Source organism: Phascolarctobacterium succinatutens, assembly GCF_958453765.1.
Taxonomy (GTDB): domain Bacteria; phylum Bacillota; class Negativicutes; order Acidaminococcales; family Acidaminococcaceae; genus Phascolarctobacterium_A; species Phascolarctobacterium_A succinatutens_B.
Map to the genome: position 1 here is coordinate 14,996 of NZ_CAUDZA010000021.1, position 25,649 is coordinate 40,644.

The 25,649-nt window shown below is 45.1% G+C and carries 20 protein-coding genes, 1 riboswitch and 1 other annotated feature; all 20 genes read left to right on the plus strand.

Annotated elements, in window-relative coordinates:
* Nucleotides 1-6: 6 nt before the first annotated feature.
* Nucleotides 7-1,731, plus strand: coding sequence for an NADH-dependent [FeFe] hydrogenase, group A6 (locus Q7Q81_RS08360; protein WP_304275238.1), 1,725 nt, complete (start codon nucleotides 7-9; stop codon nucleotides 1,729-1,731).
* 425 nt (nucleotides 1,732-2,156) lie between these two features.
* On the plus strand, nucleotides 2,157-3,695 hold the full coding sequence (locus tag Q7Q81_RS08365) for a succinate CoA transferase (RefSeq protein WP_293693531.1): 1,539 nt from the start codon (nucleotides 2,157-2,159) through the stop codon (nucleotides 3,693-3,695).
* 263 nt (nucleotides 3,696-3,958) lie between these two features.
* A complete protein-coding gene (locus Q7Q81_RS08370) occupies nucleotides 3,959-5,608 on the plus strand; it encodes an acyl-CoA mutase large subunit family protein (RefSeq protein WP_293807890.1) in 1,650 nt (549 codons plus the stop codon).
* Between the two features lie 36 nt (nucleotides 5,609-5,644).
* Nucleotides 5,645-6,034, plus strand: a complete 390-nt coding sequence (locus Q7Q81_RS08375) for a cobalamin B12-binding domain-containing protein (protein ID WP_293690592.1) — start codon at nucleotides 5,645-5,647, stop codon at nucleotides 6,032-6,034.
* Between the two features lie 81 nt (nucleotides 6,035-6,115).
* Nucleotides 6,116-7,054, plus strand: coding sequence for a methylmalonyl Co-A mutase-associated GTPase MeaB (gene meaB / locus Q7Q81_RS08380; RefSeq protein ID WP_009145656.1), 939 nt, complete (start codon nucleotides 6,116-6,118; stop codon nucleotides 7,052-7,054).
* A gap of 35 nt (nucleotides 7,055-7,089) precedes the next feature.
* Nucleotides 7,090-7,521: a methylmalonyl-CoA epimerase gene (gene mce / locus Q7Q81_RS08385; protein WP_021719203.1), complete on the plus strand. Its 432-nt coding sequence runs from the start codon at nucleotides 7,090-7,092 to the stop codon at nucleotides 7,519-7,521.
* A gap of 161 nt (nucleotides 7,522-7,682) precedes the next feature.
* Complete coding sequence (gene mmdA, locus Q7Q81_RS08390) at nucleotides 7,683-9,182, plus strand: methylmalonyl-CoA decarboxylase subunit alpha (RefSeq protein ID WP_210685480.1); 1,500 nt, start codon at nucleotides 7,683-7,685, stop codon at nucleotides 9,180-9,182.
* A 60-nt stretch (nucleotides 9,183-9,242) separates the two neighbouring features.
* Nucleotides 9,243-9,593, plus strand: a complete 351-nt coding sequence (locus Q7Q81_RS08395) for an OadG family protein (RefSeq protein WP_021719201.1) — start codon at nucleotides 9,243-9,245, stop codon at nucleotides 9,591-9,593.
* A 55-nt stretch (nucleotides 9,594-9,648) separates the two neighbouring features.
* Nucleotides 9,649-9,990, plus strand: coding sequence for a biotin/lipoyl-containing protein (locus tag Q7Q81_RS08400; RefSeq protein WP_304275241.1), 342 nt, complete (start codon nucleotides 9,649-9,651; stop codon nucleotides 9,988-9,990).
* Nucleotides 9,991-10,097: 107 nt separating this feature from the next.
* Nucleotides 10,098-11,228 (plus strand): sodium ion-translocating decarboxylase subunit beta, encoded by a 1,131-nt coding sequence (locus Q7Q81_RS08405; protein ID WP_293722729.1) that lies wholly within the window; start codon nucleotides 10,098-10,100, stop codon nucleotides 11,226-11,228.
* A gap of 164 nt (nucleotides 11,229-11,392) precedes the next feature.
* Nucleotides 11,393-13,117: an ABC transporter ATP-binding protein/permease gene (locus Q7Q81_RS08410; RefSeq protein WP_304275245.1), complete on the plus strand. Its 1,725-nt coding sequence runs from the start codon at nucleotides 11,393-11,395 to the stop codon at nucleotides 13,115-13,117.
* Between the two features lie 12 nt (nucleotides 13,118-13,129).
* Nucleotides 13,130-14,311, plus strand: a complete 1,182-nt coding sequence (locus Q7Q81_RS08415) for an FprA family A-type flavoprotein (protein ID WP_304275249.1) — start codon at nucleotides 13,130-13,132, stop codon at nucleotides 14,309-14,311.
* 101 nt (nucleotides 14,312-14,412) lie between these two features.
* Nucleotides 14,413-14,871: a YbjN domain-containing protein gene (locus tag Q7Q81_RS08420; protein ID WP_304136088.1), complete on the plus strand. Its 459-nt coding sequence runs from the start codon at nucleotides 14,413-14,415 to the stop codon at nucleotides 14,869-14,871.
* Nucleotides 14,872-15,130: 259 nt separating this feature from the next.
* A complete protein-coding gene (locus Q7Q81_RS08425) occupies nucleotides 15,131-17,755 on the plus strand; it encodes a calcium-translocating P-type ATPase, PMCA-type (RefSeq protein ID WP_304275251.1) in 2,625 nt (874 codons plus the stop codon).
* Between the two features lie 202 nt (nucleotides 17,756-17,957).
* Nucleotides 17,958-18,192, plus strand: a binding site (T-box leader).
* Between the two features lie 80 nt (nucleotides 18,193-18,272).
* Nucleotides 18,273-19,952 (plus strand): 2-isopropylmalate synthase, encoded by a 1,680-nt coding sequence (leuA, locus tag Q7Q81_RS08430; protein WP_304275254.1) that lies wholly within the window; start codon nucleotides 18,273-18,275, stop codon nucleotides 19,950-19,952.
* Between the two features lie 340 nt (nucleotides 19,953-20,292).
* Entirely contained in the window at nucleotides 20,293-20,634 is a 342-nt protein-coding gene (locus tag Q7Q81_RS08435) for a type II toxin-antitoxin system HicB family antitoxin (RefSeq protein WP_304275257.1), read from the plus strand.
* Between the two features lie 399 nt (nucleotides 20,635-21,033).
* Nucleotides 21,034-21,204, plus strand: a riboswitch (cobalamin riboswitch).
* A 224-nt stretch (nucleotides 21,205-21,428) separates the two neighbouring features.
* A complete protein-coding gene (locus Q7Q81_RS08440) occupies nucleotides 21,429-21,830 on the plus strand; it encodes a hypothetical protein (RefSeq protein WP_304275259.1) in 402 nt (133 codons plus the stop codon).
* Nucleotides 21,831-21,904: 74 nt separating this feature from the next.
* The gene (locus Q7Q81_RS08445) at nucleotides 21,905-24,172 is read left to right on the plus strand and encodes a TonB-dependent receptor (RefSeq protein WP_304275262.1); all 2,268 of its coding nucleotides are present in this window, start codon (nucleotides 21,905-21,907) and stop codon (nucleotides 24,170-24,172) included.
* Nucleotides 24,173-24,248: 76 nt separating this feature from the next.
* Complete coding sequence (locus Q7Q81_RS08450; RefSeq protein WP_304275265.1) at nucleotides 24,249-25,271, plus strand: ABC transporter substrate-binding protein; 1,023 nt, start codon at nucleotides 24,249-24,251, stop codon at nucleotides 25,269-25,271.
* 2 nt (nucleotides 25,272-25,273) lie between these two features.
* A partial coding sequence (locus tag Q7Q81_RS08455; protein WP_304275268.1) for an iron chelate uptake ABC transporter family permease subunit occupies nucleotides 25,274-25,649 on the plus strand: 376 nt, incomplete at its 3' end.

Consider the following 25,649-nt stretch of genomic DNA (forward strand, 5'->3'; position numbering starts at 1 on the left):
CTGAAGATGCAGATGGTTAATTTGACAATTGATGGAAAACAGATTCAGGCCCCGGCAGGCTCCAGCGTACTGGAGGCTGCACGCAGCGCGGGTATTTATATTCCTACGCTGTGCTATCATCCGGACCTGCGTCCGGAGGGTGCCTGCCGCCTGTGTATGGTAGAGGCCAGCGGTGCGCGTACTCTGGTTGCTTCCTGCGTATATCCTGTAAGCGAGGGTATGGTAGTAAAAACTAATACCTCCAAGGTACGCGAAGCACGTAAAACAGTGCTGGAGCTGCTTTTGACTAATCACCCGAAGGATTGCCTGTGCTGTCAGAAGAATGGTGACTGCGAGCTGCAGAAAATCGCTGCTGACTTAGGCGTGCGTAAGCTGCGCTTCGAGGGTGGCGAAACAAGGGCGCGTACTATTGATAACAGCAATCCTTCTTTGGTACGCGATCAGGAAAAATGCATTCTCTGCGGCCGCTGCATCCGTGTCTGCCGTGATGTGCAGGGTATGAGCGTTTACAGCTTTGCCGGCCGCGGCTTCAACACCATGGTATCTACAGCCTTTGAGCATGACCTGCTCAACAGTGCCTGCACCTACTGCGGCCAGTGCGCCGATGTCTGCCCGACAGGCGCTATCGTGGAAAAGGACGATACCGACAAGGTTTGGGATGCAATCAACAATCCTGAAAAGGTCGTTGTAGTACAGACAGCTCCGTCCGTGCGTGTAGCCTTGGGCGAGGAGCTGGGCATTCCGGCAGGTCAGGTTGTTACCGGTAAAATGGTTGCGGCATTGCGCCATTTAGGCTTTGACAAGGTTTTCGATACAAACTTCTCTGCCGACCTGACTATTATGGAGGAAGGCCATGAGTTCCTGCAGCGTCTGCAGAACGGCGGCGTACTGCCGATGATTACCTCCTGCAGCCCTGGCTGGGTAAATATGATTGAGCTGAAATATCCTGAGCTGCTGCCGCATCTTTCTACTGCCAAATCTCCGCAGCAGATGTTCGGCGCCGTTGCCAAAACCTACTTTGCAGAACGTGCAGGCATTGACCCGGCTAAAATAGTCAGTGTATCGGTAATGCCATGTACTGCGAAAAAGGCAGAGGCTGCGCGCGAAGAAATGTGTGCCAGCGGTTATCGCGATGTAGACGTAGTTATTACCACGCGTGAGCTTGGACGCATGATTCGCGAGGCAGGTATAGATTTTAACGCGCTGGAAGAAGCAGAGTTCGATTCTCCGTTGGGAACCGGTACCGGTGCCGCAGTTATCTTTGGTACTACAGGCGGCGTTATGGAAGCGGCTTTACGTACTGTGGCCGAGGTTGTTGCCGGCAAGGAGCTGCCGAAGCTTGAATATAATGAGGTACGCGGCATGGAGCAGACACGTGAGGCTGTTATTGATGTAGCCGGCGTGTCCGTGAATGTTGCCGTAGTACATACGCTCAAATCTGCTAAAATGATGCTGGAACGCATTAAAGCAGGTACCGCAGATTATCAGTTTATCGAGGTTATGGCTTGTCCCGGCGGCTGCATCGGCGGTGGCGGTCAGCCTGTTCCGGTTGATGCTTCTATCAGACAAAAACGCCGTGAAGCGATTTTTAATTGCGACCGTACAAGCGAATTACGAAAATCGCACGAAAACCCGGAAATAAAAACACTTTATGATACTTGGCTAGGCAAACCTCTTTCTGAAAAGGCGCATAGTCTATTACACACACACTACCGCGCCCAAAACCGTTAATTGTTCTAGCTGGATAATACAAATCCCCCTTTTTTTCCTTGAAAAGAAGGGGGCGTTTTGTAAATTTGTAAAGAAAAAGCTTGCAGTGTTACAATTTTATTGGTATTATATATAGCGTTGAGTGCAATTTGCCCGTTATGTAAAACACAGGAAAAATTTGACAGAAAAAAGTGAAGTTTTTCTGAAAATGTGTTATAATTGTAGCAGATAGTAAAGAAGCCTTTGAAAAAATATTTATAGTATAAGCAGGAGTTTTCTCTTATATGTCGAAATGACTATATAGTCAAGTATGAAATATTTGTGAAGAGCTTGATATACGGTAATATCTTATTTGTAATGCCGCAGGGTATTGCTGATAAGTTATATGCAAAGGGGTAACACCCTTATAAAAACTCAATGTCCTAATTAAAAGGAGGAAGGTAAACATGATCGATATTAAAGATCGCATTTGTGACGTAGTAGCTGACAAAGTGATGAGCGCTGAAGCTGCTGCAGAATTCGTAAAAGATGGTGACAATTTAGGTGTCAGCGGTTTTACCCCGTCTGGCTATCCGAAAGCTGTTCCTCTGGCTCTTGCTGAAAAGGGCAAAAAAACTCCTTTCAAAGTTAACGTTTGGACTGGCGCATCTGTTGGTCCTGAAATCGACCAAGCAATGGTTGAAGCTGGCATCATTGACCGTCGTCTGCCTTACCAGACCAACGGCACCATGCGTAAAGCTATCAACGCTGGTAAAGTAAAATACGCTGATATTCATCTGTCTCACATGGCTCAAATGGTTCGCTATGGCTTCATGGCTGGCCGCCCGACCGGTCCGGATGTTGCAATTGTTGAAGTTTGCAAAATCAATGACCTCGGCGATGGCAAAGTAGGCCTGATTCCGACCACTTCCATGGGCAACAGCTCCTCTTATGTAGCTGGCGCTAAAAAAGTTATCGTTGAAGTTAACACCACTCAACCGGTAGGCCTGGAAGGCATGCATGACTCCTATATTCCTCTGGATCCCCCGAATCGTCAACCGATTCCTATCACCGCTCCGGAAGACCGCATCGGTACCACCTACATTCCTTGCGAAGTAGAAAAAATCGTTGCAGTAGTTCCTTGCGACCGTCCTGACATCGTTCGTCCGCTGGGCGAAATCGACGACGACGCTAAACATATGGGCGCTAACCTCGTTAACTTCCTGAAAAACGAAGTTAAAGAAGGCCGTCTGCCGAAAAACCTGCTGCCGCTGCAATCCGGCGTAGGCTCCGTTGCTAACGCAGTTATCAATGGTCTGGTTAACTCCGATTTCGAAGACCTGACCGTTTACACTGAGGTTATTCAAGATGGTATGTTCGACCTGATCGATGCTGGTAAACTCCGCGTTGCTTCCGGTACTGCTCTGACTCCGTCTCCTGAGTGCCAAAAGAAATTCTACGAGAACGTAGACTTCTACAAAAAATATTTGCTGCTCCGTCCGCAAGAAATCTCCAACAGCCCTGAAGTTGCTCGTCGTATCGGCGTAATCGCAATGAACACCGCTATTGAAGTTGATATCTATGGTAACGTAAACTCCACTCATGTTTGCGGCACCAAGCTGATGAACGGCGTTGGCGGTTCCGGTGACTTCGCTCGTAACGGCTACCTGACCGTATTCTTCACCAACTCCCTGGCAAAAGGCGGCAAGATTTCTTCCGTAGTTCCGTTCTGCAGCCATATCGACCATGCTACCCTGGACGTTGACGTTATCGTTTCCGAACGTGGCGTTGCTGACCTGCGTGGCCTGAGCCCGAAAGAAAAAGCTCCGATCATCATCGATCAGATTGCTAACCCGAAATATCAACCTTGGCTGTATGATTACTTCAAACGCGCTTGCGAAGCTTGCGGCAACAGCCAAACTCCGCACATCCTGGCAGAAGCATTCGATTGCTACAAAATGTTTGCTGAAACCGGTTCCATGGAAGGCATGGTTGAAGGTAAATAATTTTAAAAAAACTTTGCGAAACCCCTTGTTAAGTTTTGCAAAATAGGTTAAACTATGTAATGTGCTTGCCGGTGGGTGAGATTCCCACCGGCAGGTATACATAGACAAAGCCTCACCCAAGGCTTTGCCCAATAAATTCAGTTGACGAAGTCTCACCCTAGACTTTGCCATATATAGCCGTCATAGACGGAACACTCTCACCATCATTTCGGAACCGTCCAATCCGAAATATGAAACACAAATATTTTAAGGAGGATTTGAGAATGGCATTTGAAAACATTAAAGCTGGTTTAGAGAAATATCATGCTGAAGTTGAAGCTAAACTGGCAAAATTCCCTGAACGCGCAAACCTGGTTCCTAACAGACTGTACACCCCGGTAGATCTTGGTGAAAACTTTGACTACATGACTAAACTGGGCTTCCCTGGTGAATATCCTTACACCCGTGGTGTTCAACCGACCATGTATCGTGGCCGTTTCTGGACCATGCGTATGTACGCTGGTTTCTCCACCGCTGAAGAATCCAACAAACGTTATCGTTACCTGCTGGCTAACGGTGGTTCCGGCCTGTCCTGCGCATTCGACCTGCCGACCCAGATCGGTTATGATTCCACCGATCCGATGGCTGAAGGCGAAGTTGGTAAAGTAGGCGTAGCTATCGACTCCCTGGCTGACATGGAAATCCTGTTCGACCAAATTTCCCTGGATAAAGTATCCACTTCTATGACCATTAACGCTCCTGCTTCCGTACTGCTGGCTATGTACATTGCAGTAGCTGAGAAACAAGGCGTTTCCGCTGACAAACTGCGTGGTACCATTCAGAACGATATTCTGAAAGAGTATGCTGCTCGCGGCACTTACATTTTCCCGCCGAAACCGTCCATGCGTTTGATCACCAACATTTTTGAATATTGCTCCAAGAACGTACCGCTGTGGAACACCATTTCCATTTCCGGTTACCATATCCGTGAAGCTGGTTCCACCGCTTCTCAGGAAATCGCATTCACTATTGCTGATGGTATCGCTTATGTAGAAGCTGCTATCAAAGCTGGTTTGGACGTTGACGCATTTGCAGGCCGTCTGTCCTTCTTCTGGAATGCTCATAACAACGTACTCGAAGAAGTTGCTAAATTCCGTGCTTCCCGTCGTGTATGGTCCAAAGTTATGAAAGAGCGTTTTGGCGCTAAGAAAGCTAAATCCATGATGCTGCGTGTACATACCCAAACCGCTGGCTCCATGCTGACCGCTCAACAACCGAACAACAACATCGTTCGTGTTGCTCTGCAAACTGCTGCTGCTGTAATGGGTGGTACTCAATCCCTGCACACCAACTCCAAAGACGAAGCTCTGGCACTGCCGACCACTGAGTCTGTAACCATCGCTCTGCGTACCCAACAAATCGTTGCTTACGAATCTGGTCTGGCTGACACCATCGATCCGTTGGGCGGCTCCTACTATGTAGAAGCTCTGACCGATAAGATCGAAGCTGAAGCTTGGGACTACATTAAGAAAATTGACGAAATCGGTGGCGCTCCTGAAGCTATCGCTAAAGGCTACATCCAAAAAGAAATCCAAGACTCTGCTTACAAATGGCAGATGGAAATCGAAAAAGGCGACCGTATCATCGTTGGCGTTAACAAATTCACCCAAGAAGAAGAAGCTCCGAAAAACCTGCTGCGCGTAGACGGTTCTGTAGGCAAGCTGCAAGCTGAAAAGATTGCTGCTCTGAAAGCTCGCCGTGACAACGCTAAAGTAGAAGAAACTCTGGCTGCTCTGAAAGTTGCATGCGCAGACGAAAATGTAAACCTGATGCCTTACATCCTGGATGCAGTTCGTGCATATGCAACCGAAGGTGAAATCTGCGGCGTTATGAGACAAGTATTCGGTGAATACCAACCTCATACTGCACTCTAATTTGTAAACTCAACCAATATACGGAGGTAAACTATAATGGCAAACGTTAAAGTTTTAGTTGCTAAACCGGGTCTGGATGGCCATGACCGCGGTGCTAAAGTTGTAGCTCGTGCTCTGCGCGACGCTGGTTTTGAAGTTATCTACACCGGTATCCGTCTGACTCCGGAACAAATCGCTGAAGCTGCTCTGCAAGACGACGTAAACGTTGTTGCACTGTCCCTGCTGTCCGGCGCTCACAACACCCTTTTCCCGAAAGTAGTTGAACTGCTGAAAGAAAAAGGCCTGACCGACGTTCTGGTTATCGGCGGCGGCGTTATTCCTGACGCTGACATCCCTGGCCTGAAAGCTGCTGGCATTGCTGAAGTATTCACTCCGGGCACCCCGACCAGCAAAATTGTTGATTTCATCAACGCTAACGTAAAATAATTTTATCCCTTAAAGCAAGCCGGGTTTGTCCCGGCTTGCCTTATAAAATATTCACTATCCAAAAACAAGGCGGTGTGAATTATGGAAATAGTAGATAAATTATTAAATCATTCTCGTCTTGCATTATCTAAAGCAATCACTGCTGTTGAAAATGAATACGATGATGCTGTCAAAATTATGACAGAGATTTATCCTCATACTGGTAATGCTTATGTAATTGGTATCACCGGCCCTCCGGGTGCTGGTAAAAGTACTCTGACTGATAAATTGGCTAAAGAATACCGTAAACGCGGCAAGACCGTAGGTATCGTAGCAATTGACCCCACTAGCCCGTATTCTGGCGGCGCTATTTTAGGCGACCGTATCAGAATGATGGATCTGACCGCAGACGAGGGCATTTTTGTACGCTCTATGGCAACACGCGGCAGTCTTGGCGGCCTGTCTCAAAAAGCAGGTGACGCTGTTAAATTAATGGATGCTTTCGGCATGGATGTTATTATCGTTGAAACCGTAGGCGTAGGACAATCTGAGGTTGACATTGTTAAGACCGCAGATACTACCATGGTAGTAGTAATCCCCGGCATGGGCGACGATATCCAGGCAATTAAAGCAGGTATACTTGAAATCGGTGACCTGTTCACGATTAACAAAGCTGATCGTGAAGGTACAGACAAGCTCAACATTGAGATTGAGATGATGCTCGAATTAAATCCCGAACATGTTGGCTGGCGTCCTCCGATTAACAGGACCATTGCCAGCAAGGGTGAAGGTATAGAGGCTGTTGTGGACTCTATTGAGGCACACAAGGCATATTTGATTGAGAGTGGTAAATTAAACGATATCCGTAAAGCTCGTATTAAAAACGAGGTTACCGCTATGCTTAATGACCATGTAAATCGCTACATCGACAAGAACGTCATTCAAACGGATGAATTTGACAACTTAGTTGTAAAAATGCAGTCCCGCGAGATTGAGCCGTACTCTGTCGTTGATGATATTGTTGGCAAGGTTTTAAAATAAACCGCCAAAAAAAACAATTTTAGGAGGAATTTATTATGGCATTCAAAACTATTTGTGTTGACCATGTAGGTATCGCTTGCGCTGGTACCTTGGAAGAAGCTGCAAAAATTTACACTGAGGTACTGGGCCTGAAAGCTACCGGCACTGAAGAAGTTAAAGAACAAGGTGTTGCTACCGTATTTGTTCCCTGCGGCGAAACCCTGATTGAGCTCCTTGTTGATATCACTGAAAACAACGATGGTCCTATCGGCAAATACATTGCTAAAAACGGCCCTGGCATCCAACATATGGCTCTGCGCGTTGACGACATCAAAGCAGCTATCGCTGACCTGACCGAAGCTGGCGTTCGCATGATCGACAAAGCTCCTCGTAACGGTGCTGGCCAAATGAAAATTGCTTTCGTTCATCCGAAATCCGCTGGCCTGCTGCTCGAGCTGTGCCAACCGGCTGCAACCTACAAAGACTAATTTATTAGCTTCGTAGATTCAGGGCGATTTAAGGTCCCATAATTTAAGCTACATAATGCTGGAGATATACAAGTGATATATCTTCAGCATCTGTGTATAAATTTGTTCTCCCAATAATGATGGAGGTGTAAGATTTGTCTACTCAAGAAAAAATTGAGAAAATGCTCAAAAAAGCCGAAGTAATTCTGGCTGCTGGTGGCGAAAAACGTGTTGCTAAACAACATGAATCCGGCAAAATGACTGCTCGTGAAAGAATCGCTGCTCTCCTCGACGAAGGTTCCTTCGTAGAACTCGACCGTTTTGTACGTCATCGTTGCTACAACTTCGGTCAAGAAAAGAAAGAACTGCCTGGTGAAGGCGTAACCACCGGTTACGGCACCATCGATGGCCGTCTGGTTTATGTATTCGCACAGGACTTCACCGTTGAAGGTGGCTCCCTCGGCGAAATGCATGCTGCTAAAATCGTTAAAGTACAACGCCTGGCACTGAAAATGGGTGCTCCGCTGGTTGGCCTGAACGATTCCGGCGGTGCTCGTATCCAAGAAGCTATCGACGCTCTGGCTGGCTATGGTAAAATCTTCTTCGAGAACACCATTGCTTCCGGCGTAGTTCCTCAGATTTCTGCAATTATGGGTCCTTCCGCTGGCGGCGCTGTATACAGCCCGGCACTGACCGACTTCATCTACATGGTAAAGAACACTTCCAAAATGTTCATTACCGGCCCTGCAGTAGTTAAATCCGTTACCGGTGAAGATGTAACCCAAGAACAACTGGGTGGCGCTATGACCCACAACAGCACTTCTGGTGTTGCTCACTTCGCTGCTGAAAACGACGAAGACTGCCTGCAACAAATCCGTTACCTGCTCTCCTTCCTGCCTTCCAACAACGTTGAAGGTGCTCCGATTGTAGAGACTGGTGATGACCCGATGCGTACCGACGACAGCCTGAACACTCTGCTGCCGGACAACTCCAACCAAGCTTACGATATGTATGATGTAATCAGATCTATCGTAGATAACGGCGAATTCTATGAAAACCAAAAATACTGGGCAACCAACATCATCACTTGCTTCGCTCGTATGGATGGTCAAACCGTAGGTATCATTGCTAACCAACCGAAAGTTATGGCTGGCTGCCTGGATATCAACGCTTCCGATAAATCCGCTCGTTTCATCCGCTTCTGCGACGCTTTCGGCATTCCTCTGCTGAACCTGGTTGACGTTCCTGGCTTCCTGCCTGGCTGCAACCAAGAATACGGCGGCATTATCCGTCACGGCGCTAAGATGCTGTATGCTTACTCTGAAGCAACTGTTCCTAAAATCACTCTGGTTACCCGTAAAGCTTACGGCGGTTCCTATCTGGCAATGTGCTCTCAAGATCTGGGCGCTGACCAAGTTATCGCATGGCCGACCGCTGAAATCGCAGTTATGGGTCCTGCTGGTGCTGCTAACATCATCTTCCGTAAAGATCCTGATGTTGAAGCTAAGACTAAAGAGTACATCGACAACTTCGCTACTCCGTACCAAGCAGCAATGCGCGGCATGGTTGACATGGTTATCGAACCGAAAAATACTCGTCCCACCATCATCAACGCTCTGCAAATGCTGGAAAGCAAACGCGAAACCCGTCCGGCAAAACGCCACGGCAACATTCCTTTGTAATTCACAAGCAGTTGCTTAGTGCTTAAACAACCTATTTTAAGATAAGATGAGGTGAAATAAATGGGTCCTGTTACTACTAATCCTTGGTTGATTGCTTTAATCAATATGACCATCGTATTCGGCGTACTGATCGCTCTGGGCATATTGATGAACTTACTCCAAGTTATCGATCCGACTAAAAAAAAAGTTGCTAAACCGGCAGTAGCTCCTACACCGGCAGCAGCTCCCGCTGCAGCTCCGGTTGCAGCAGCTCAAGATGATAGCGAAATTATCGCTGTTATCGCTGCAGCAGTAGCAGCTTGCGGCGTTAGCGCAGACCAAATCGCTTGCGTACGTCGTATTGATGCTAAATCTGCATGGACTGTAAGCAGTCGTGTTGAAGCTATTAGCGTTCGTAAAGAATGCTTCTAATGCATATAGTTTGCAATTTTAATTAAAAAACGAGATTTTAAGGAGGATTATATCCATGAAAAAGTATACTATCACCGTAAATGGTACCGCATACGAAGTTGAAGTTGAAGAAGCAGGCGTTGTTGCTTCCGCTCCGAAAGCTGCTCCGGCTCCGGCTCCGAAAGCTGCTGCTCCGGTTGCTGCTGGTGCAACCACCGTTTCCGCTCCTATGCCGGGCAAAGTTCTGTCCGTTAACGTAAAAGCTGGCGACGCTGTTAAATCCGGCGACGTTCTGCTGATTCTGGAAGCTATGAAAATGCAAAACGAAATCATGGCTCCGGCTGATGGCACTGTTTCCGACGTTCGCGTTTCCGCAGGTCAAACTGTTGCTACCGGCGACGTTATGATCGTTCTCTAATTCTTACTCGATAGTTCGCAATATCAGTAAGTCTTAAATACCCTTGATCTTTGGAGGGGGCTTTTCGCAGAGCCCCTTCCACAAATTGAAAATTGGGAGGATATTAAATGGAAGCATTTCTCGTTGCTTTGTCTTCCGTATGGGCAGATTCCGGTTTCTCTGCACTGACAGGCGGTCACGTAATCATGATCGTTGTAGGTCTGGTTCTGCTTTATATGGCTATTGGTAAAGGTTTTGAGCCTTTGCTGCTGTCCCCGATCGCATTCGGTTGTATTCTTGCTAACATTCCTAAAAACGGTTTCGAAGAACCTGGTGTTATGTCCGTTATCATGTATGGTATTCACCACGAAGTATTCCCTCCGTTGATCTTCTTGGGCGTAGGCGCTATGACCGACTTTGGTCCTCTGCTGGCTAACCCGAAAACCCTGCTCCTGGGCGCTGCTGCACAGGGCGGTGTATTCGTAGCTCTGCTGGGCGCTATGCTGCTTGGCTTCACCGTACAAGAAGCTGCTGCTATCGGCATCATCGGTGGTGCTGACGGCCCGACTTCCATCTACCTGGCTGCTAAAATGGCTCCTCAGCTGTTAGGTGCAATCGCAGTTGCTGCTTACTCCTACATGTCTCTGGTTCCGCTGATTCAGCCTCCTATCATGAAACTGTTCACCACTGAAGCAGATCGTAAGATCGTTATGCAACAGCTGCGTCCGGTTTCTCACTTTGAAAAGGTTGCTTTCCCGATCATGTGCACCATCGTTATTTCTCTGCTGTTACCTTCCGTAACCGCTCTGATTGGTATGCTGATGCTGGGTAACCTGTTCAAAGAAGCTGGTTGCCTGGATCGTCTGTCCGACACCGCACAAAACGCTCTGATGAACACTGTAACCATCATGCTGGCTACCGGTACTGGTCTGACCATGAGCGCTGAGTCTTTCCTGAACGCTAAGACTCTGCTGATCATCGTTCTGGGTCTGGTTGCATTCGTAGCTGGTACTGCTGCTGGCGTTATCTTCGGTAAGATCATGTGCATTGTAGACGGTGGCAAGACCAACCCGTTGATTGGTTCCGCTGGCGTTTCTGCAGTTCCTATGGCTGCTCGTGTATCTCAAAAAGTTGGTCAGAAAGCTAACCCGGCTAACTTCCTGCTGATGCACGCTATGGGTCCTAACGTAGCAGGCGTTATCGGTACTGCAGTTGCTGCAGGTACCATGCTGGCTATGATCGGTCCTGTTGGCAAATAATCATTAGCTAACTTCAAGAGCTCACACATTAGTGTGAGCTCTTTTTTGTATCTAAAATGTAAATTTTATTGTTGGCGATACTCTCAGGCTAATATTTATAGTATAATAAAAAAGAACTGTTCAAGAATTGAATAGCATTTCTTTACAAGAGGAGTCTTGAGTATATGCAACGATTTAATCTGACCAGACAGTTTTTTAGGGATGTCTGGTACCTTACGAAAAGCTATTGGCAATCCGAAGAGAAGAAAAAGGCTTTCTTTTTATTGGGCTGTATTATAGCGCTGACACTTGGCGTGGTTTATATGCTTGTTCTGCTTAACCAGTGGAATAACAGCTTCTACAGTGCCTTGCAAAACTATGATGCTAAGAAGATTTTTGACGAGCTTATTCATTTTTCATGGTTAGCTGCCATTTATATCTTATTGGCAGTATACTCATATTATTTACAGCAGACATTGATTTTGAATTGGCGTCGTTGGCTGACAACGCGTTTTATCGACATCTGGCTGCAAAACAAAACCTATTATAATCTGCAGATGTTCGGTAAGGATACGGATAACCCTGACCAACGTATCAGTGAGGACGTGCGTCAGTTTGTTGAAATGACCTTGAGCTTTGGCATAGGGATCCTCAAGGCGTTTTGCACGTTTGCATCCTTTGTTGTTATTTTATACAATCTTTCCGGCAGTCTTAGCTTTACCTTTATGGGTAAGACGTGGACAATTAATGGCTACATGCTGTGGGCATCACTGATATATTCTGTAATTGGTACCTATATTACCCATCTTGTTGGCTGCAAGCTTGTTAAAATCAACTTTATCCAACAGAAATATGAAGCGGATTTCCGTTTCAGTATGATTCGCCTGCGTGAAAGTGCGGAAAGCGTTGCCTTCTACCGTGGTGAAGCGCAGGAGGGCAGTGTATTTAAGCTACGCTTTAAAATGCTCTTGGATAACTTCTGGAAACTGGTTAATAAACAGAAACAGCTTGTCTTTTTAAATTCCGGTTATTCTCAAATCGCTATCATTTTTCCCTTTGTTGTAGCCATGAACCGTTATCTTACGAAAGAAGTAACACTAGGCGGACTGATGCAGGTTGCCAGTGCCTTTGGCCGTGTGCAGGATTCGCTTTCATATTTTGTTGATATGTACAGCAGCATTGCTCAATGGCAGGCTGTTGTAATGCGTTTAACTTACTTCGGCCACCATATGCATGAGGTTTCTCAGCAGGCGGAACGCTTTCATGTGGAACGCTTTGCTGCTGCAGATGTTGTTGAGGTTAACGATATGCAGATAAATCTGCCGGACGGAAAGCCGCTTCTGGAAAATATCAGCTTTACTCTGCATCCGGGGCATAATGTTTTGATTAAGGGTGTCAGCGGCAGCGGTAAAAGTACCTTGCTGCGTGCCATCTCCGGTATCTGGCCCTTCGTCGACGGCAAAATCTTTCTTCCGTCACGTGATAAGCTGATGTTTATTCCGCAAAAGCCTTATCTGCCGTTGGGCACACTGCGTGCTGCCCTTAATTACCCGGGAAATAAACCGATAGATGATACTGAATTGATTTATCTGATGGATTTGTGCCAGATTGGTTATCTTAAGGATAAGCTCGATTTGGAGGCTGACTGGAGCCATGTGCTTTCTGTCGGTGAGCAGCAGCGTTTGGCCTTTGTACGTGCCCATATCCAGCAGCCACAGTGGCTTTTCCTGGATGAAGCAACATCTGCTTTGGATGAAGACACTGAGGCGACTATGTACAGCCTGCTACAGGAGCGTTTACAGCAGACTACTGTTGTAAGTGTCGGTCATCGCAGTACGCTGAATAAATATCACGAGCTTGTTTTACGCTTAAATAAATCAACTCGTCAAGTTACCCTTGAAAAATTGTAAGGAGGTTTTCTTATGCTGCCATTGCAAATTGCAGAAAATATTTATGACGTTGGTGTTCAGGATTGGGCTGTGCGTGATTTTCACGGCTACAAAACAGAGAGAGGTGCAACCTATAACTCTTATCTGATTATGGATGAAAAGATAACCTTGATTGATACTGTTAAAGCGCCCTTTACCGAAGAGCTGCTTGCTAATATCAGTAAGGTAACACCATTGGATTCCATTGACTATATTGTCATCAACCATGTTGAGCCTGACCATTCCGGTGCTATGCCTGCGTTAGCCAAGGCTTGCCCCAAAGCAAAGTTCTATATTACGATGCAAGGTAAAAACGAGGCGATTCAGCATTACGGAGATATTTTTGCTTTTGAGGTTGTTAAAGACGGAACAACCTTAAATATCGGCAAGCGCACCTTAACCTTCGCTTCTATGGCAATGCTGCATTGGCCTGACAGTATGGCTACCTATAGTGAGTATGATAAAATTCTTTTTTCCAATGATGCCTTCGGTCAGCATTATGCTACCAGTAAGCGCTTTGACTGTGAAGTAAATCAGGACGAGCTGTTCTACGAAGCTAAAAAGTATTTTGCCAACATTCTCTGGCCTTATGCCAAGTTGATTGGCAATGCGCTGAAAAAGCTTGGCGGTCTTGATATTAAAATGATTGCGCCTTCCCATGGTGTAATCTGGACGGAGCATATTGCCGATATCCTGCGCTGCTACAGCGAATGGGGCAGCGGTGTACAGGATGGCAGCCTTGTTATTGCCTATGACAGCATGTGGGGCGGTACGGAAAAGCTGGCACGGGCGATTGCGCGCGGTGCTGCTAATGCCGGCATTGTTGTTAAAGTATTCAAAATGGGCACTACACCTAACAGTACGGTAGCAGCAGAGCTCTTTACTGCCTCCGGTTTTTTGGCAGGATCTTCAACTCTTAATTGCAGCATGCTGCCGAATATGGGTTCATTGCTGATTTATCTTAAAGGACTCGGCGCTAAAGGTAAAAAAGCTGCAGCCTTCGGTACCTTTGGCTGGGGCGGTGGTGCGCAGAAGGATATGGAGGAGCTGCTGGCAAAAAGCTGCTTTGATGCAGTAGAACCCGGCTTCAACTGCAAATGGACGCCGCAGAAGGCTGAGCTTGAAGCTGCAGAAAAGTATGGTTATGAATTTGCCCTAAAAATAAAAGCTGAATGAGCTGTGAATTTTGTGTAAAACAAATATATTTACTAGTAAAAAAAGTACACAAATAACGATAATAGTGTATAATAGTATTATAACAATGAAAGCGAGGTCTTATGATGAATAAGAAAGCTGAAGTTTACAAGAAATTCCTTGAAGAAAACAAAATTAACTGGGGTGACGTTTTCGAAGTTCCGAAAGCAGACGAGGTTCCTGAAGAAAGCTTTATGCATCCCGTTGTTTTCCGTTCCGCTATCGGCATCCAAGGTCAAAATCTGCCGACTATGCTGGTAATTGATGACAGCATTTATGTAATGCTGCAGGTTCGCGTAGGTGCAGGCTTGGTTAAAGAAGCCAATAAGGCTGCTGTTCTGGAACACCTGAACGCTCTGAACGAAAACTACAAGGTATTCAAATATTACGCTGATGAAGCTGGCAATATCATCATTGAAAGCTGCATTCCTTCTACCGACGAGCAATTCGTACCGCAAATGATTCATGCAGTAATCGACGTTATTGTTGACCACCTTAACACTGAATATCCTAAGCTGATGAAAGCTGTTTGGGCTGAATAAGCTGAATAAAAAAATATGGTACTTTCTTAAATAAGGGGAGTAGCCGGCACAAGCCTTAGGGCTGGTGTTTACACTGCCGTCAGTACGATTCGGAAGAATCCGGCTTTGTAATTAAGTGGCGAGACTTTGTTGTAAAATATTTTTATTTTACAGCATTGTCTCGCCCTTTTTTAATATATAATATAAGGTGAAGAGTGTACTTGCATGATTTACCACAATTTTCGACAAGTAGCAGACGCAAGGTCAAAGGAGGAAGAAAATGAGTAAATATGGCTTAAGCAAGGAGCAGATTGAAGAGTCACGGCGCAAGTACGGTGATAACACGTTGACGCAGCCGCCGCGGGAAACATTTTGGAGCAAGCTGCTGGGGAATTTTCAGGATCCCATTATCCGCATCCTGATAGTAGCACTGCTGGTAAATGCTTTTTTCGTGTATCTTGGTCATGGTGATTGGATTGAAACAATAGGTATTTTTCTGGCAATTATTTTGGCAACCTTTGTTTCTACCTGGTCCGAATACAGCAATGAGAATGCCTTTCAAAAGCTGCAGGAAGAAGCCAGCCGTATACGCTGCAAGGTGTGGCGTGACGGTGAGCCGGAGGAAATTGCTATTGATGATGTTGTTGTTGGTGAGGCAATTATCTTAGAGGCCGGCGATAAAATACCGGCAGACGGAATTTTGCTGGAGGGAACGCTGAAGCTGGACCAGGCAGCGCTGAACGGCGAAAGCGAGGAAGCAAAAAAAACAGTGGCACCTGCTGACTTTCAATGGGATGACGGTAAAATTGATTTTCTGGATGAGCATAAGCTGTTTCGTGGCAGCGTTGTGGTAGATGGTACTGCTGTGATGCAGGCGGTAAAGATAGGTGATAATTCCGTTTACGGCCAGCTTACGCAGGAGCTGAAGGATGATGAACGTGACAGCCCGCTGAAGCTGAAGCTGAAGGGATTGGCAGAGCAGATAAGTAAATTCGGCTATGCCGGCGGTGTGCTGATAGCAGTAGCGGTAATGCTGCATAAAATATATCTGGCAGGCAGCTTTGCGGCATATTTTGCTGATATGACAACAGTAATTGCCGATTTGGTACAGGCTGTAATTTTGGCGATTATTATTATCGTTATGGCAGTACCGGAAGGCCTGCCGCTGATGATTGCTATAGTTTCTTCGCTCAATATGCGCAAGATGCTGCACGATAATGTATTGGTGCGTAAGCTCGTGGGCATTGAAACGGCAGGCAGCCTGAACCTGCTGTTTACCGATAAAACAGGCACTATTACTAAAGGACAGCTGGAGGTAGTACGCTTCTTAACCGGCGATTTACAGGAAATTACCGAATTTACCTCATTGCCTGCACGTCTTAAGGAGCTGACCTGCCAGCAGGTTTTAATAAATACATCATCTACCGTTACCGACGGCAAGATTGTCGGCGGTAATATGACGGAAGCAGCATTAAACAATTATGTCGGTACCTATCGTTTGCCGCAGCTGCCGCAGCGCCAGCGCTTTATTCCGTTTAACAGTGCCAATAAATATTCCTGGGCGCAGGTTGCTCCCGCTGACGGCGGCGCAGCATATTGCCTGATTAAGGGCGCACCGGAAAAGCTGCTGCTGGCTGCCGATTGGTATTGGTCCAATGACGGTCTGCGTTTGCCGTTGACTGATGAGATGAAAGCAGCTCTGGATAACAGAATGCTGGAGCTTGCGGGACAGGCAATGAGAATGCTGGCACTGTGCACCTATGAGGGAATACCTGCTGATAACCTGCCGGATAAAGGACTGACGCTTGCCGGTGTTGTTGCCATCCGTGATGACGTGCGTCCGGAAGCAGTGGAGGCTATTAAGGCTGTACAGCAGGCCGGTGTGCAGGTAGTAATGATTACCGGTGACCGTAAAGAAACTGCAGTTGCCATTGCCAAGGATGCAGGCCTGCTGCAAAGCGCGGAGGATGTAGTCTGGACCTCCGACGAGCTGGCACAGATGAGTGATGATGAGGTCAAGGCTAAGCTGACGCATCTGCGTGTAGTGGCACGTGCTTTACCGATGGATAAATCGCGCCTGGTGCGCCTGGCGCAGGAGCTGAATCTTGTAACCGGTATGACCGGCGATGGTGTAAATGATTCACCGGCGCTTAAAAAGGCCGACGTTGGCTTTGCTATGGGCAGCGGTACAGAGGTTGCCAAGGAAGCAGGCGATATCGTTATCATGGACGATAATTTCCTGAGCATCAAGCAGGCAATTTTGTACGGAAGAACAATTTATAATTCTATCTGTAAATTTATTGTTTTCCAGCTGACGATTAACTTCTCGGCTGTGGCAATTAACTTTATTGCTCCGTTTATCAATATCGATGAGCCGTTGACTATTACCCAAATTCTCTGGATTAACCTGGTAATGGATACCCTTGCTGCGCTTGCTTTCGGCGGCGAGCCTGCATTGGCACAGTATCTGCGCGAGGCGCCTAAGCGCCGCAGTGCACCGCTTGTCAGCAAAAAGATGCTTACGAGCGTTATTGTAAGTGGTCTTTATATGACGATTGTGGGTATTGCCTTCTATAAGAGCGCATGGGTTGACCATCTGTTCCGTGATGCAGATAATCATATTTATACCTACACGGGCTTCTTCTGCGCCTACATTTTCATGGCAGTTGCCAATGGCTTTAATGTGCGTACTGACGGTTTGAACCTGTTAAAGAATATCAGCCTGAACAAGGGCTTCTTACAGGTAATGGCGCTGATTGTTGCAATTCAGGTGCTGCTGACCTTTGTTGGTGGGCGTGTATTGCGTACAACACCGCTGAATGCGCATGAATGGGGCGTTGTCGTCCTGTTTGGCGCTTCCATTATCGTTGTTGATTTACTGCGCAAGCTCATCAGCAGCAGGTAAAGTTATACACAACTGTTGATAAGTCTGTTGATAATCTGTGGGTAAAACACATAAGCTGTGGATAAGTATTCGTGGATAGAAGCACACTAATTGCTGTTACATTGTTTACAAATTTGCTGTAAAAAAATAAATTTCAGAAAGATTATTGACAATTAAAAGCAGAGTGCGTATAATAGCATTCAACGAATCAAATATCGTCCCTAAAAAAACGGTGAAGGGAAGAAGATATGACCGGATGGGCTAAGAGAGTCGCTGGTTGGTGTAAAGCGATGTCAATGGTTATATGCATACTGATCCCGGAGTTGCCTTTCCGATATGTAGGGAAGGACGTGTGGTCACGTTACAGGCAAAGGCCTTGTTGGAGGCTGAGAGGACAGTGCTGTTGAGGTACTGTTGAAATAGGGTGGTACAGCGTGGAATTGTTCCCCGCCCCTAATTGTGTTATTAATAAATAACACAGGTTAGGGACGGGGATTTTTGTTTATAATTGTTAAGAAAAGCTAGGGGGAAATTAATCATGCAGCAGGAGAAAAAATATATTCCGTTTGAACAAATAAAAATTACCGACCGTCAATGGCCTGATAAAACGATTACCAAAGCACCTGTATGGTGCAGTGTTGATTTGCGTGACGGCAACCAAGCTTTGGTAACACCGATGGGCATTCCGGAAAAAATCCGCTTTTTCCACACTCTGGTAGATTGTGGTTTTAAGGAAATCGAGGTTGGCTTTCCTTCCGCATCGGAAACAGAATACGAAATTCTGCGCACGTTGATTGAAGGCGGACACATTCCCGATGATGTAACCGTACAGGTTCTGGTGCAGGCGCGTGAAGAGCTTATCCGCAAAACCTTTGAGGCAGTACGCGGTGCGAAGAATGTTATCATCCATTTTTATAACTCTACTTCAACACTGCAGCGCAAAATTGTTTTTGGCAAGGATATGGACGGTATCACCGATATCGCTGTGCAGGGCGCGCGCCTTATCCGCCAGCTGACGGAAGAAGAGGTTGCCCGCAGCGGTATGAATATCCGCTATGAATATTCTCCGGAAAGCTTTTCCGGTACGGAAATAGATTTCTCTGTGGCAATTTGCGAGGCTGTAATGCAGGAAATGGGCTCCAGCAAAGAAAACCCCATTATCCTCAACCTGCCTTCTACTGTTGAAATGTGTACACCGAACACCTATGCCGACCAGATTGAATACTTCTGCCGTCATATTAAAAACCGTGAGGCAGCAATTGTCAGCGTGCATCCGCATAATGACCGCGGTACCGGCGTTGCCTGCGCCGAGCTGGCACTTTTGGCCGGCGCCGACCGTATCGAAGGCACTTTGTTCGGTAACGGCGAGCGTACCGGTAACCTTGATATTGTAACTGTAGCCCTCAACATGTTTACACAAAATGTTGATCCCGAGTTGGATTTTTCGCATATTCTGGATATCAAAAATGTTTATGAGGAATGCACCAGAATGCATGTACCGGAGCGTCAGCCCTATGCAGGCGAGCTGGCCTTCACTGCCTTCAGCGGTTCGCATCAGGATGCTATCCGCAAAGGCTATGAGTACATGAAAAACAGTGGCACAGAATACTGGGAGGTACCTTATCTGCCGATTAATCCAGCGGATATCCATCGTGAATACGAGCCTGTTATCCGCATCAACAGCCAGTCCGGTAAGGGTGGTGCTGCCTTCGTGCTGCAGCATACCGTTGGCTACAATCTGCCGAAGGAAATGCATCCGGAATTTGGCAATATCGTGAAGGCTGCTGCTGACGAATACGGCGACGAGCTTTCCAGCGAGCAGATTGTGCAGCTCTTCCGCAAGGAATATATCGACTTTGCCGGCAAGTACCAGCTTCTGCGTCATCGCTTCACCGAGCTTAACGAAGCTGATGGCAGCATCCACAGCCGTTTTGAAGGTGAAATTGCGGTTGCAGGCGAGAATAAGAGCGTAGTTGGCGTAGGCAATGGTCCTATTGATGCTTTCTTCCAGGCGCTCACCGGTGTTGGGATTAATGGCTACGAATTCGTCAACTACCATGAGCATGCAATTTCCAAGGGTTCTGATGCGAAGGGTATTTGCTACATCGAGCTGAAGCAGAAAAATAATGGCCATATCTTTGGTGTAGGCATTCACTCTAACGTCAACGTGGCAGCGTTGCGCGGTATTATCTGCGCTATCAACCGCGCAGAGAAGTAATTAGTGGATATTAGTGAATAGTGGTAAGTGTTTAGTGGTTAGAAAATAGTTGGCAGTATGGGGCGAAGAGAAATATATATAATGCCCCTGCATATATTATTTTGCTAAAGGCCGGCGCCAGAAAAACAGATAAGCCGGCTTAGAAAAACCTCCAAAATAAGGGAAAGATTTTTTGAAAAACAAGGGAAAGAATTAAAAATAAGGGAAAGAAGCAAGCGCCGTCGGCCGTAAGGCAGGCGGCGATTTGCTGTTTGCTTAAATATTTAAAATATGATAATATAAAAATAATTGCATATCAGATTAGAACACTGATTTCTGTATTAGAACAGGAGGGATTGCTGTGAAGAATACCATGCAATATAAAGGCTATGTAGGATCTGTGGAATTTTCGGAGGAGGATGGACTTTTCTTCGGTAAGGTTTTGGGAATACGTTCTTTAATTTCCTATGACGGTAAAAACGCGCAGGAATTAGTAGAGGATTTTCATGGAGCGGTCGATGATTATATAGCTATGTGTGCTGCCGAAGGTGTTACACCGGAAAAGGCGTATAAGGGAAGCTTTAATGTGCGTATTCCCGCTGAGATGCATAAGCAGGCGGCGATTTGCGCTTTACAGAACAACATTTCATTGAATAAAATTGTGGAGCAGGCATTGCAGCGCTTTTTGATGCTGGAAAATTAGGTGTATGAAATTTTTTAGATGCATCACAGCTGGCGAGCTATATTACGTCAGACTAAGAATATAGTTGTAGGTTAGTTGACGTGTAATCACAATATAATAATGCTTTAATCAAAAAGGACTTCATTGTAAGAGAATGGGGTCTTTTTTCATTTATCAGGTGCCGAAGGCACCTGCAAGCCAAAAGTACTCGATGTACTTTTGCTTGACGGGGGGGGACAACGTGCTATAATTATAGCAGTGAGTAATTATGTAATTAAAGTTATTGTAAAAATAAGAAAAAAGCCAATATACATAATTAACAATTTAGAGAGCTTTACATGTAAGTATTTTCCTCTTTGAGGAACTGCAAAAACTGCATGATATATTGCTATAAAATTTAAGAACCTAACGAGAGAACAAGAGAATAAAAGCGTATCAGGTGTATTTATACTTAATAGGTAAACAGGTGCAAAACCTGTGCTGTCCCGCAGCTGTAATGTGGAGCTGGCCTTATATAGTCACTGGGAAACCGGGAAGACAAGGCTGGCAGTGAAGCAGAGCCAGAAGAACTGCCTGATATAGGGCCTTTCAACAACCTGCGATGTACAGGATTGCGCTTTCCCAGGGATAAGTGCGTCTTGCTGTCACAGTACGGCAAGGCGCTTTTATTTTGACTGCAATATTTGTATGAAGTGTATTTATTATTCTTGCATATTAACATCTGACAAGCGGAACAAGGATAGCTTGGTCAGATGCTTTTATGAAAATAAATTTTGTCCCAGTATGCTCAAGGATTACGAGAGAAAGGAGGAGCTATGAAAAGGATATTTATGCTATTGACCTTAATTTTGGCGCTTATGTGCCCAGCACTTGCCGGTGCTGAGGTATCGAGTGACAAGATGATTTTGGACTGGACAACATCCAAGGTATGGGTTAACGGCGGCGAGCTGTGTGTAACAGGCACATTCGTAAATAAGCGCAATGATGTAGCAATCACTAAGCTGAACGAATTTATTATGCGTGTTACTTACACAGATAAAAACGGCGAGCGTAAGCAATTTCTTGGCAGACCGGTAAAGTTTCCGATTTGCAAGATTCCTGCCAATGGTTCACGTAAGCTGAATCTTAACTTTGGCAAATTTGCTGACGAAAGCGTTGGCAACTGGGTAACGGCGCAGACCTATACGTTTACGTATATTAACGGTGCGCGGTTCTGATAATGTTTTTGATGAGTATTAGGCGTTGAGTTTGCAAGAAACTCAAATTTTACAGAAAGAAGTGTATGAGTAACATGAAGAAAAGATATACAGCTGCGGCTGCTATGATGATGGTAATGGGCCTGTGCGCAAGTGCAAGTGCCGCCTCTGTTATTGACAAAAACTTAGATAATTATACGTTGGATGGCGTTATTGTTGAAGCTGATGCTGTAAGAAACCAATTTGGTGATATTAATACTGAGCAATCCTACTATCGTACTGGTGGTGACGTTCATGTAATTACCAGCGAGACTTTAGAGAAACGTCATTATCAGCAATTAGGTGATGCTTTAAAAACTATTCCCGGTGTACAGATAAAATCTCCTGGCGGCTATAGAGGCGCCGAATATGGTAATAACGAAACCCATACTATTGTAAGCATTAATGGTGATGCCAGAGTAGTAGTATTGATTGACGGACGTCGTATGGATAACACAGCTGGTAGTACAGTTGGAAGCAATTCTGGTTACGGTACTAAGGCAATGGTAGATATTAACCAGATTACCAGCATGGATAATATCGATAAAATCGAAGTAATTAAAGGACCTGGTGCTTCTATTTATGGTGCAGATGCTACAGGTGGTGTTATCAATATCATTACTAAAAAAGGTGGACAGAAAACAACTGGTTCTATAGATTATTCTGCTGGTTCTTGGAATAAACGTAACTATGGAATGTCTGTGTCCGGTGGTAGCGCTGACGGAAAGTTAAAGGTATTCATGTCTGGACGCCGTGAAACCGGCGGTAACTCTCATTACAAAGATGGCTTAACCGGTGTAAATCATACATGGGCACAAACCGCTTACAAAGACGATTCTATCAACGCACGTGTTGACTATGATTTTGATGATACGCACAGATTGACTGTAGCTTACAGTCATTTGCAGGGTGACGATGATTATCCGTTTACAGCACCTTATTATAAATATCTGACTCCTACCGAGTGGGAAAGAATTAAACAATATTATCACAACGACCGTTATGGCAATATTAATAATCCTGGTTACAGAAACTTATGGCTTATGTGGACTGGTGCATATAACGCATACAACAAGAATAACTATGATGTAACCTATTCCTTCAATAAGGAAAATGGTATGGAAAGCTTTATCAGATATTACAAACAAAATGAAAGATATTGGGGATCTTTCGGTGGTGGTGACGGAGACCTGAAAGCACCGTTGCCGTTTACTAAGGAATGGGATGAATGGGTAAAAACTAATTACGTAGGAAGAAACTATAGATCTTATTACAATGAGCTGAAAAATGACGGCGTTCAGCTCCAGCTTGCAAAATCTGTCGGCATTCATGATTTGCTGACAACCTGGACTTATGATAAATCCAAATACTTAGGCTTCTCTACCAGAACAAATCAGAAATCTGTAACTGAAAGAGACAGCGTTTTGGGCTATATCCAGGATAAAATTCACATCAATGATCATTGGGATATTACACCGTCTGTAAGATATTCTTATTACAGTGATTTTTCACGAACTAACAGAGATGGTACAAAGTGGAATTCTGCTGAATCTACAACTACCATTACTCCGACCTTAAATACACAGTATGCCTTTGATGATACAGCAAGCATGTATTTGGGCTATACTAAAGTATACAGACCTTTGCGTGTTTCTGACTATGATATGAAGAATGGTAGTGCTCCTGCTGGACTGGAAGATGAAAAAGGTGATGTTTGGACAGTTGGCGTAAGAAAGGATTTCTCTGACAAAACCTCTGTTTCCATGCATTACGATTACACCAAAATGAGCAACGCTATTGCAAGATTTAGTGTCTGGGATAAGGATATTAAAGATTTCAAAAATAAATATGTAAATGCTAAGGAAGATAAAAAATCTTTCAACTTCACTATTTCTCAAAAATTTAATGAGCATTTGGGACTGAATTTGAACTATTCTCACGCATGTGACGAATGGAAAGCAAAAGATGGTATGCAATTTGATCCGGATTTGACATGGACAAATGGTAACGTCAATACTGCAATCAACAGACTGCGTCCGCAGAATATTTATACTGCAGATTTGACCTATGAAAATGACAAACTGAGCGTTTCTTTGTTTGGTAACTACTATACAGGCTTAAACACTGAAGCATTTACAAGCAACAGATTCTTCGTGCTTGACTTGGCTGCTAACTACGAATTTAAGAAAAATTGGATTCTCTATGGTACAGTAAGCAACCTGACAAATCAGGCTTGGGAAAATACTTATACCTACTATAACGGTATTGGTTCTTGGCCGCAACCAGGTCGTTCCTTCATGCTTGGCGTTAAGTACAAATTCTAATTTTTAGCAATTGATTATGCAAAACAAGCTGAGGTTTTCATCCTTGGCTTGTTTTTGCATCTTTTAGGGTACGAAAATGAAAAATTTATTTTTTTTAGCAGTGATACTAGGAATAATATTTGTAGGTGCATTTTTCGTAAATGGCGAGGAATATATACCTAATGCAGGAGGAAATGGCACAGATATAGGTCAATATGATCCGGTTACTATAGATACCTATGATTCGAACAGGAACAAGATTCAAATGACTTTTACTCATAAGCCGCAGCGTGTTGTTGTAGATGAATTAAATACAATGGAAACTCTGTTGGCTTTAGGTTTAGGTGATTCTATTGTAGCAACATCTGTGTCGCCCAAAAGTATGAGCTACAAGAGGCTGCTGCAAGAATACCCGGAGGAAATGGCGAAGATACAGAAAAAAACAGTAAACTCCCTAAATACGGAGACTGTACTGTCGGCAAATCCAGATTTTATTTTGGGGTGGAAATCAACCTTTACGTCTATCCTCAGAAGGCCTACAGGATGGTGGAATGACAGAGGAATCAAAACATATGTAGTAGCTACATCGAATCATATTTTAAAGCACGGAACAATAGAGGATGAGAAGCAATTCCTAGCGGATATGGGAAAAATCTTTCGCGTGGAACAGAAAACCAATCATTTGATTCGTGAAATTCAAGATGAGTTAAAAACTACTCACGAAGCTGTCCGAGGACAACCGCAGCAGAGAGTTATGGTTATAGAGGTAATCGGTCGAGGTGCTTTTACGAATTATGATGATGGCTGGCTGGTAGGCGATATGGTCAGATCGTTAGGCGGATGCATGCCTGTTAAAGAAACAAGAGTAGGCGTTGAAGGTCTTATAGCAGAAAATCCGGATGTAATTTTTGTGGTATATTTTAGCGATTACCAGAAGGATATGATCAGAAATATATTTCAGCAACCTGAATACAGCTCCTTGAAGGCTGTTCAAAGCAATCGTATATGCTTGCTGCCTTTTGACTGCATGTACACACCTGCTATAAAAACTATCAAGGGAATACGGCTGATAAAAAATGGTCTTTATCCGGGATTAAGTGATTCCGGCAAAAGGAGTTAATTATGAGAAATCGTTCAAGAGAAATTAGTGTTGCTTTAATAATGCTTATTTTAGCAGTATTTTTGGTGCTTGCTTTTTTATGGGCTCTCAGCATTGGTACGGTAAAGCTGTCATTTATCCAAATTTATGAGGGGATAGTAAATCAGTTTACAAGCGGAATAGCAATTGAAACCGCAGGTCAGGGTCCGCTGCATGATATTATCTGGCTGCTGCGTTTGCCGCGTCTGGTGTTGGCTGCCTTAGTCGGTATGGGCCTTTCGGTTTGCGGTGTTATCATGCAGGCTGTAGTAAAGAACCCCTTGGCTGACCCATATATTTTGGGTATTTCCTCCGGTGCTTCGCTGGGTGCTACGGCAGCGATTCTGTTGGGCATCGGCG

Excerpts from the sequence above, each read along its gene's own strand:
- Q7Q81_RS08360 (WP_304275238.1), top strand. The coding sequence starts at position 7 with ATGCAGATGGTTAATTTGACAATTGATGGAAAACAGATTCAGGCCCCG.
- Q7Q81_RS08365 (WP_293693531.1), top strand. The coding sequence starts at position 2,157 with ATGATCGATATTAAAGATCGCATTTGTGACGTAGTAGCTGACAAAGTG.
- Q7Q81_RS08370 (WP_293807890.1), top strand. The coding sequence starts at position 3,959 with ATGGCATTTGAAAACATTAAAGCTGGTTTAGAGAAATATCATGCTGAA.
- Q7Q81_RS08375 (WP_293690592.1), top strand. The coding sequence starts at position 5,645 with ATGGCAAACGTTAAAGTTTTAGTTGCTAAACCGGGTCTGGATGGCCAT.
- meaB (WP_009145656.1), top strand. The coding sequence starts at position 6,116 with ATGGAAATAGTAGATAAATTATTAAATCATTCTCGTCTTGCATTATCT.
- mce (WP_021719203.1), top strand. The coding sequence starts at position 7,090 with ATGGCATTCAAAACTATTTGTGTTGACCATGTAGGTATCGCTTGCGCT.
- mmdA (WP_210685480.1), top strand. The coding sequence starts at position 7,683 with ATGCTCAAAAAAGCCGAAGTAATTCTGGCTGCTGGTGGCGAAAAACGT.
- Q7Q81_RS08395 (WP_021719201.1), top strand. The coding sequence starts at position 9,243 with ATGGGTCCTGTTACTACTAATCCTTGGTTGATTGCTTTAATCAATATG.
- Q7Q81_RS08400 (WP_304275241.1), top strand. The coding sequence starts at position 9,649 with ATGAAAAAGTATACTATCACCGTAAATGGTACCGCATACGAAGTTGAA.
- Q7Q81_RS08405 (WP_293722729.1), top strand. The coding sequence starts at position 10,098 with ATGGAAGCATTTCTCGTTGCTTTGTCTTCCGTATGGGCAGATTCCGGT.
- Q7Q81_RS08410 (WP_304275245.1), top strand. The coding sequence starts at position 11,393 with ATGCAACGATTTAATCTGACCAGACAGTTTTTTAGGGATGTCTGGTAC.
- Q7Q81_RS08415 (WP_304275249.1), top strand. The coding sequence starts at position 13,130 with ATGCTGCCATTGCAAATTGCAGAAAATATTTATGACGTTGGTGTTCAG.
- Q7Q81_RS08420 (WP_304136088.1), top strand. The coding sequence starts at position 14,413 with ATGATGAATAAGAAAGCTGAAGTTTACAAGAAATTCCTTGAAGAAAAC.
- Q7Q81_RS08425 (WP_304275251.1), top strand. The coding sequence starts at position 15,131 with ATGAGTAAATATGGCTTAAGCAAGGAGCAGATTGAAGAGTCACGGCGC.
- leuA (WP_304275254.1), top strand. The coding sequence starts at position 18,273 with ATGCAGCAGGAGAAAAAATATATTCCGTTTGAACAAATAAAAATTACC.
- Q7Q81_RS08440 (WP_304275259.1), top strand. The coding sequence starts at position 21,429 with ATGAAAAGGATATTTATGCTATTGACCTTAATTTTGGCGCTTATGTGC.
- Q7Q81_RS08445 (WP_304275262.1), top strand. The coding sequence starts at position 21,905 with ATGAAGAAAAGATATACAGCTGCGGCTGCTATGATGATGGTAATGGGC.
- Q7Q81_RS08450 (WP_304275265.1), top strand. The coding sequence starts at position 24,249 with ATGAAAAATTTATTTTTTTTAGCAGTGATACTAGGAATAATATTTGTA.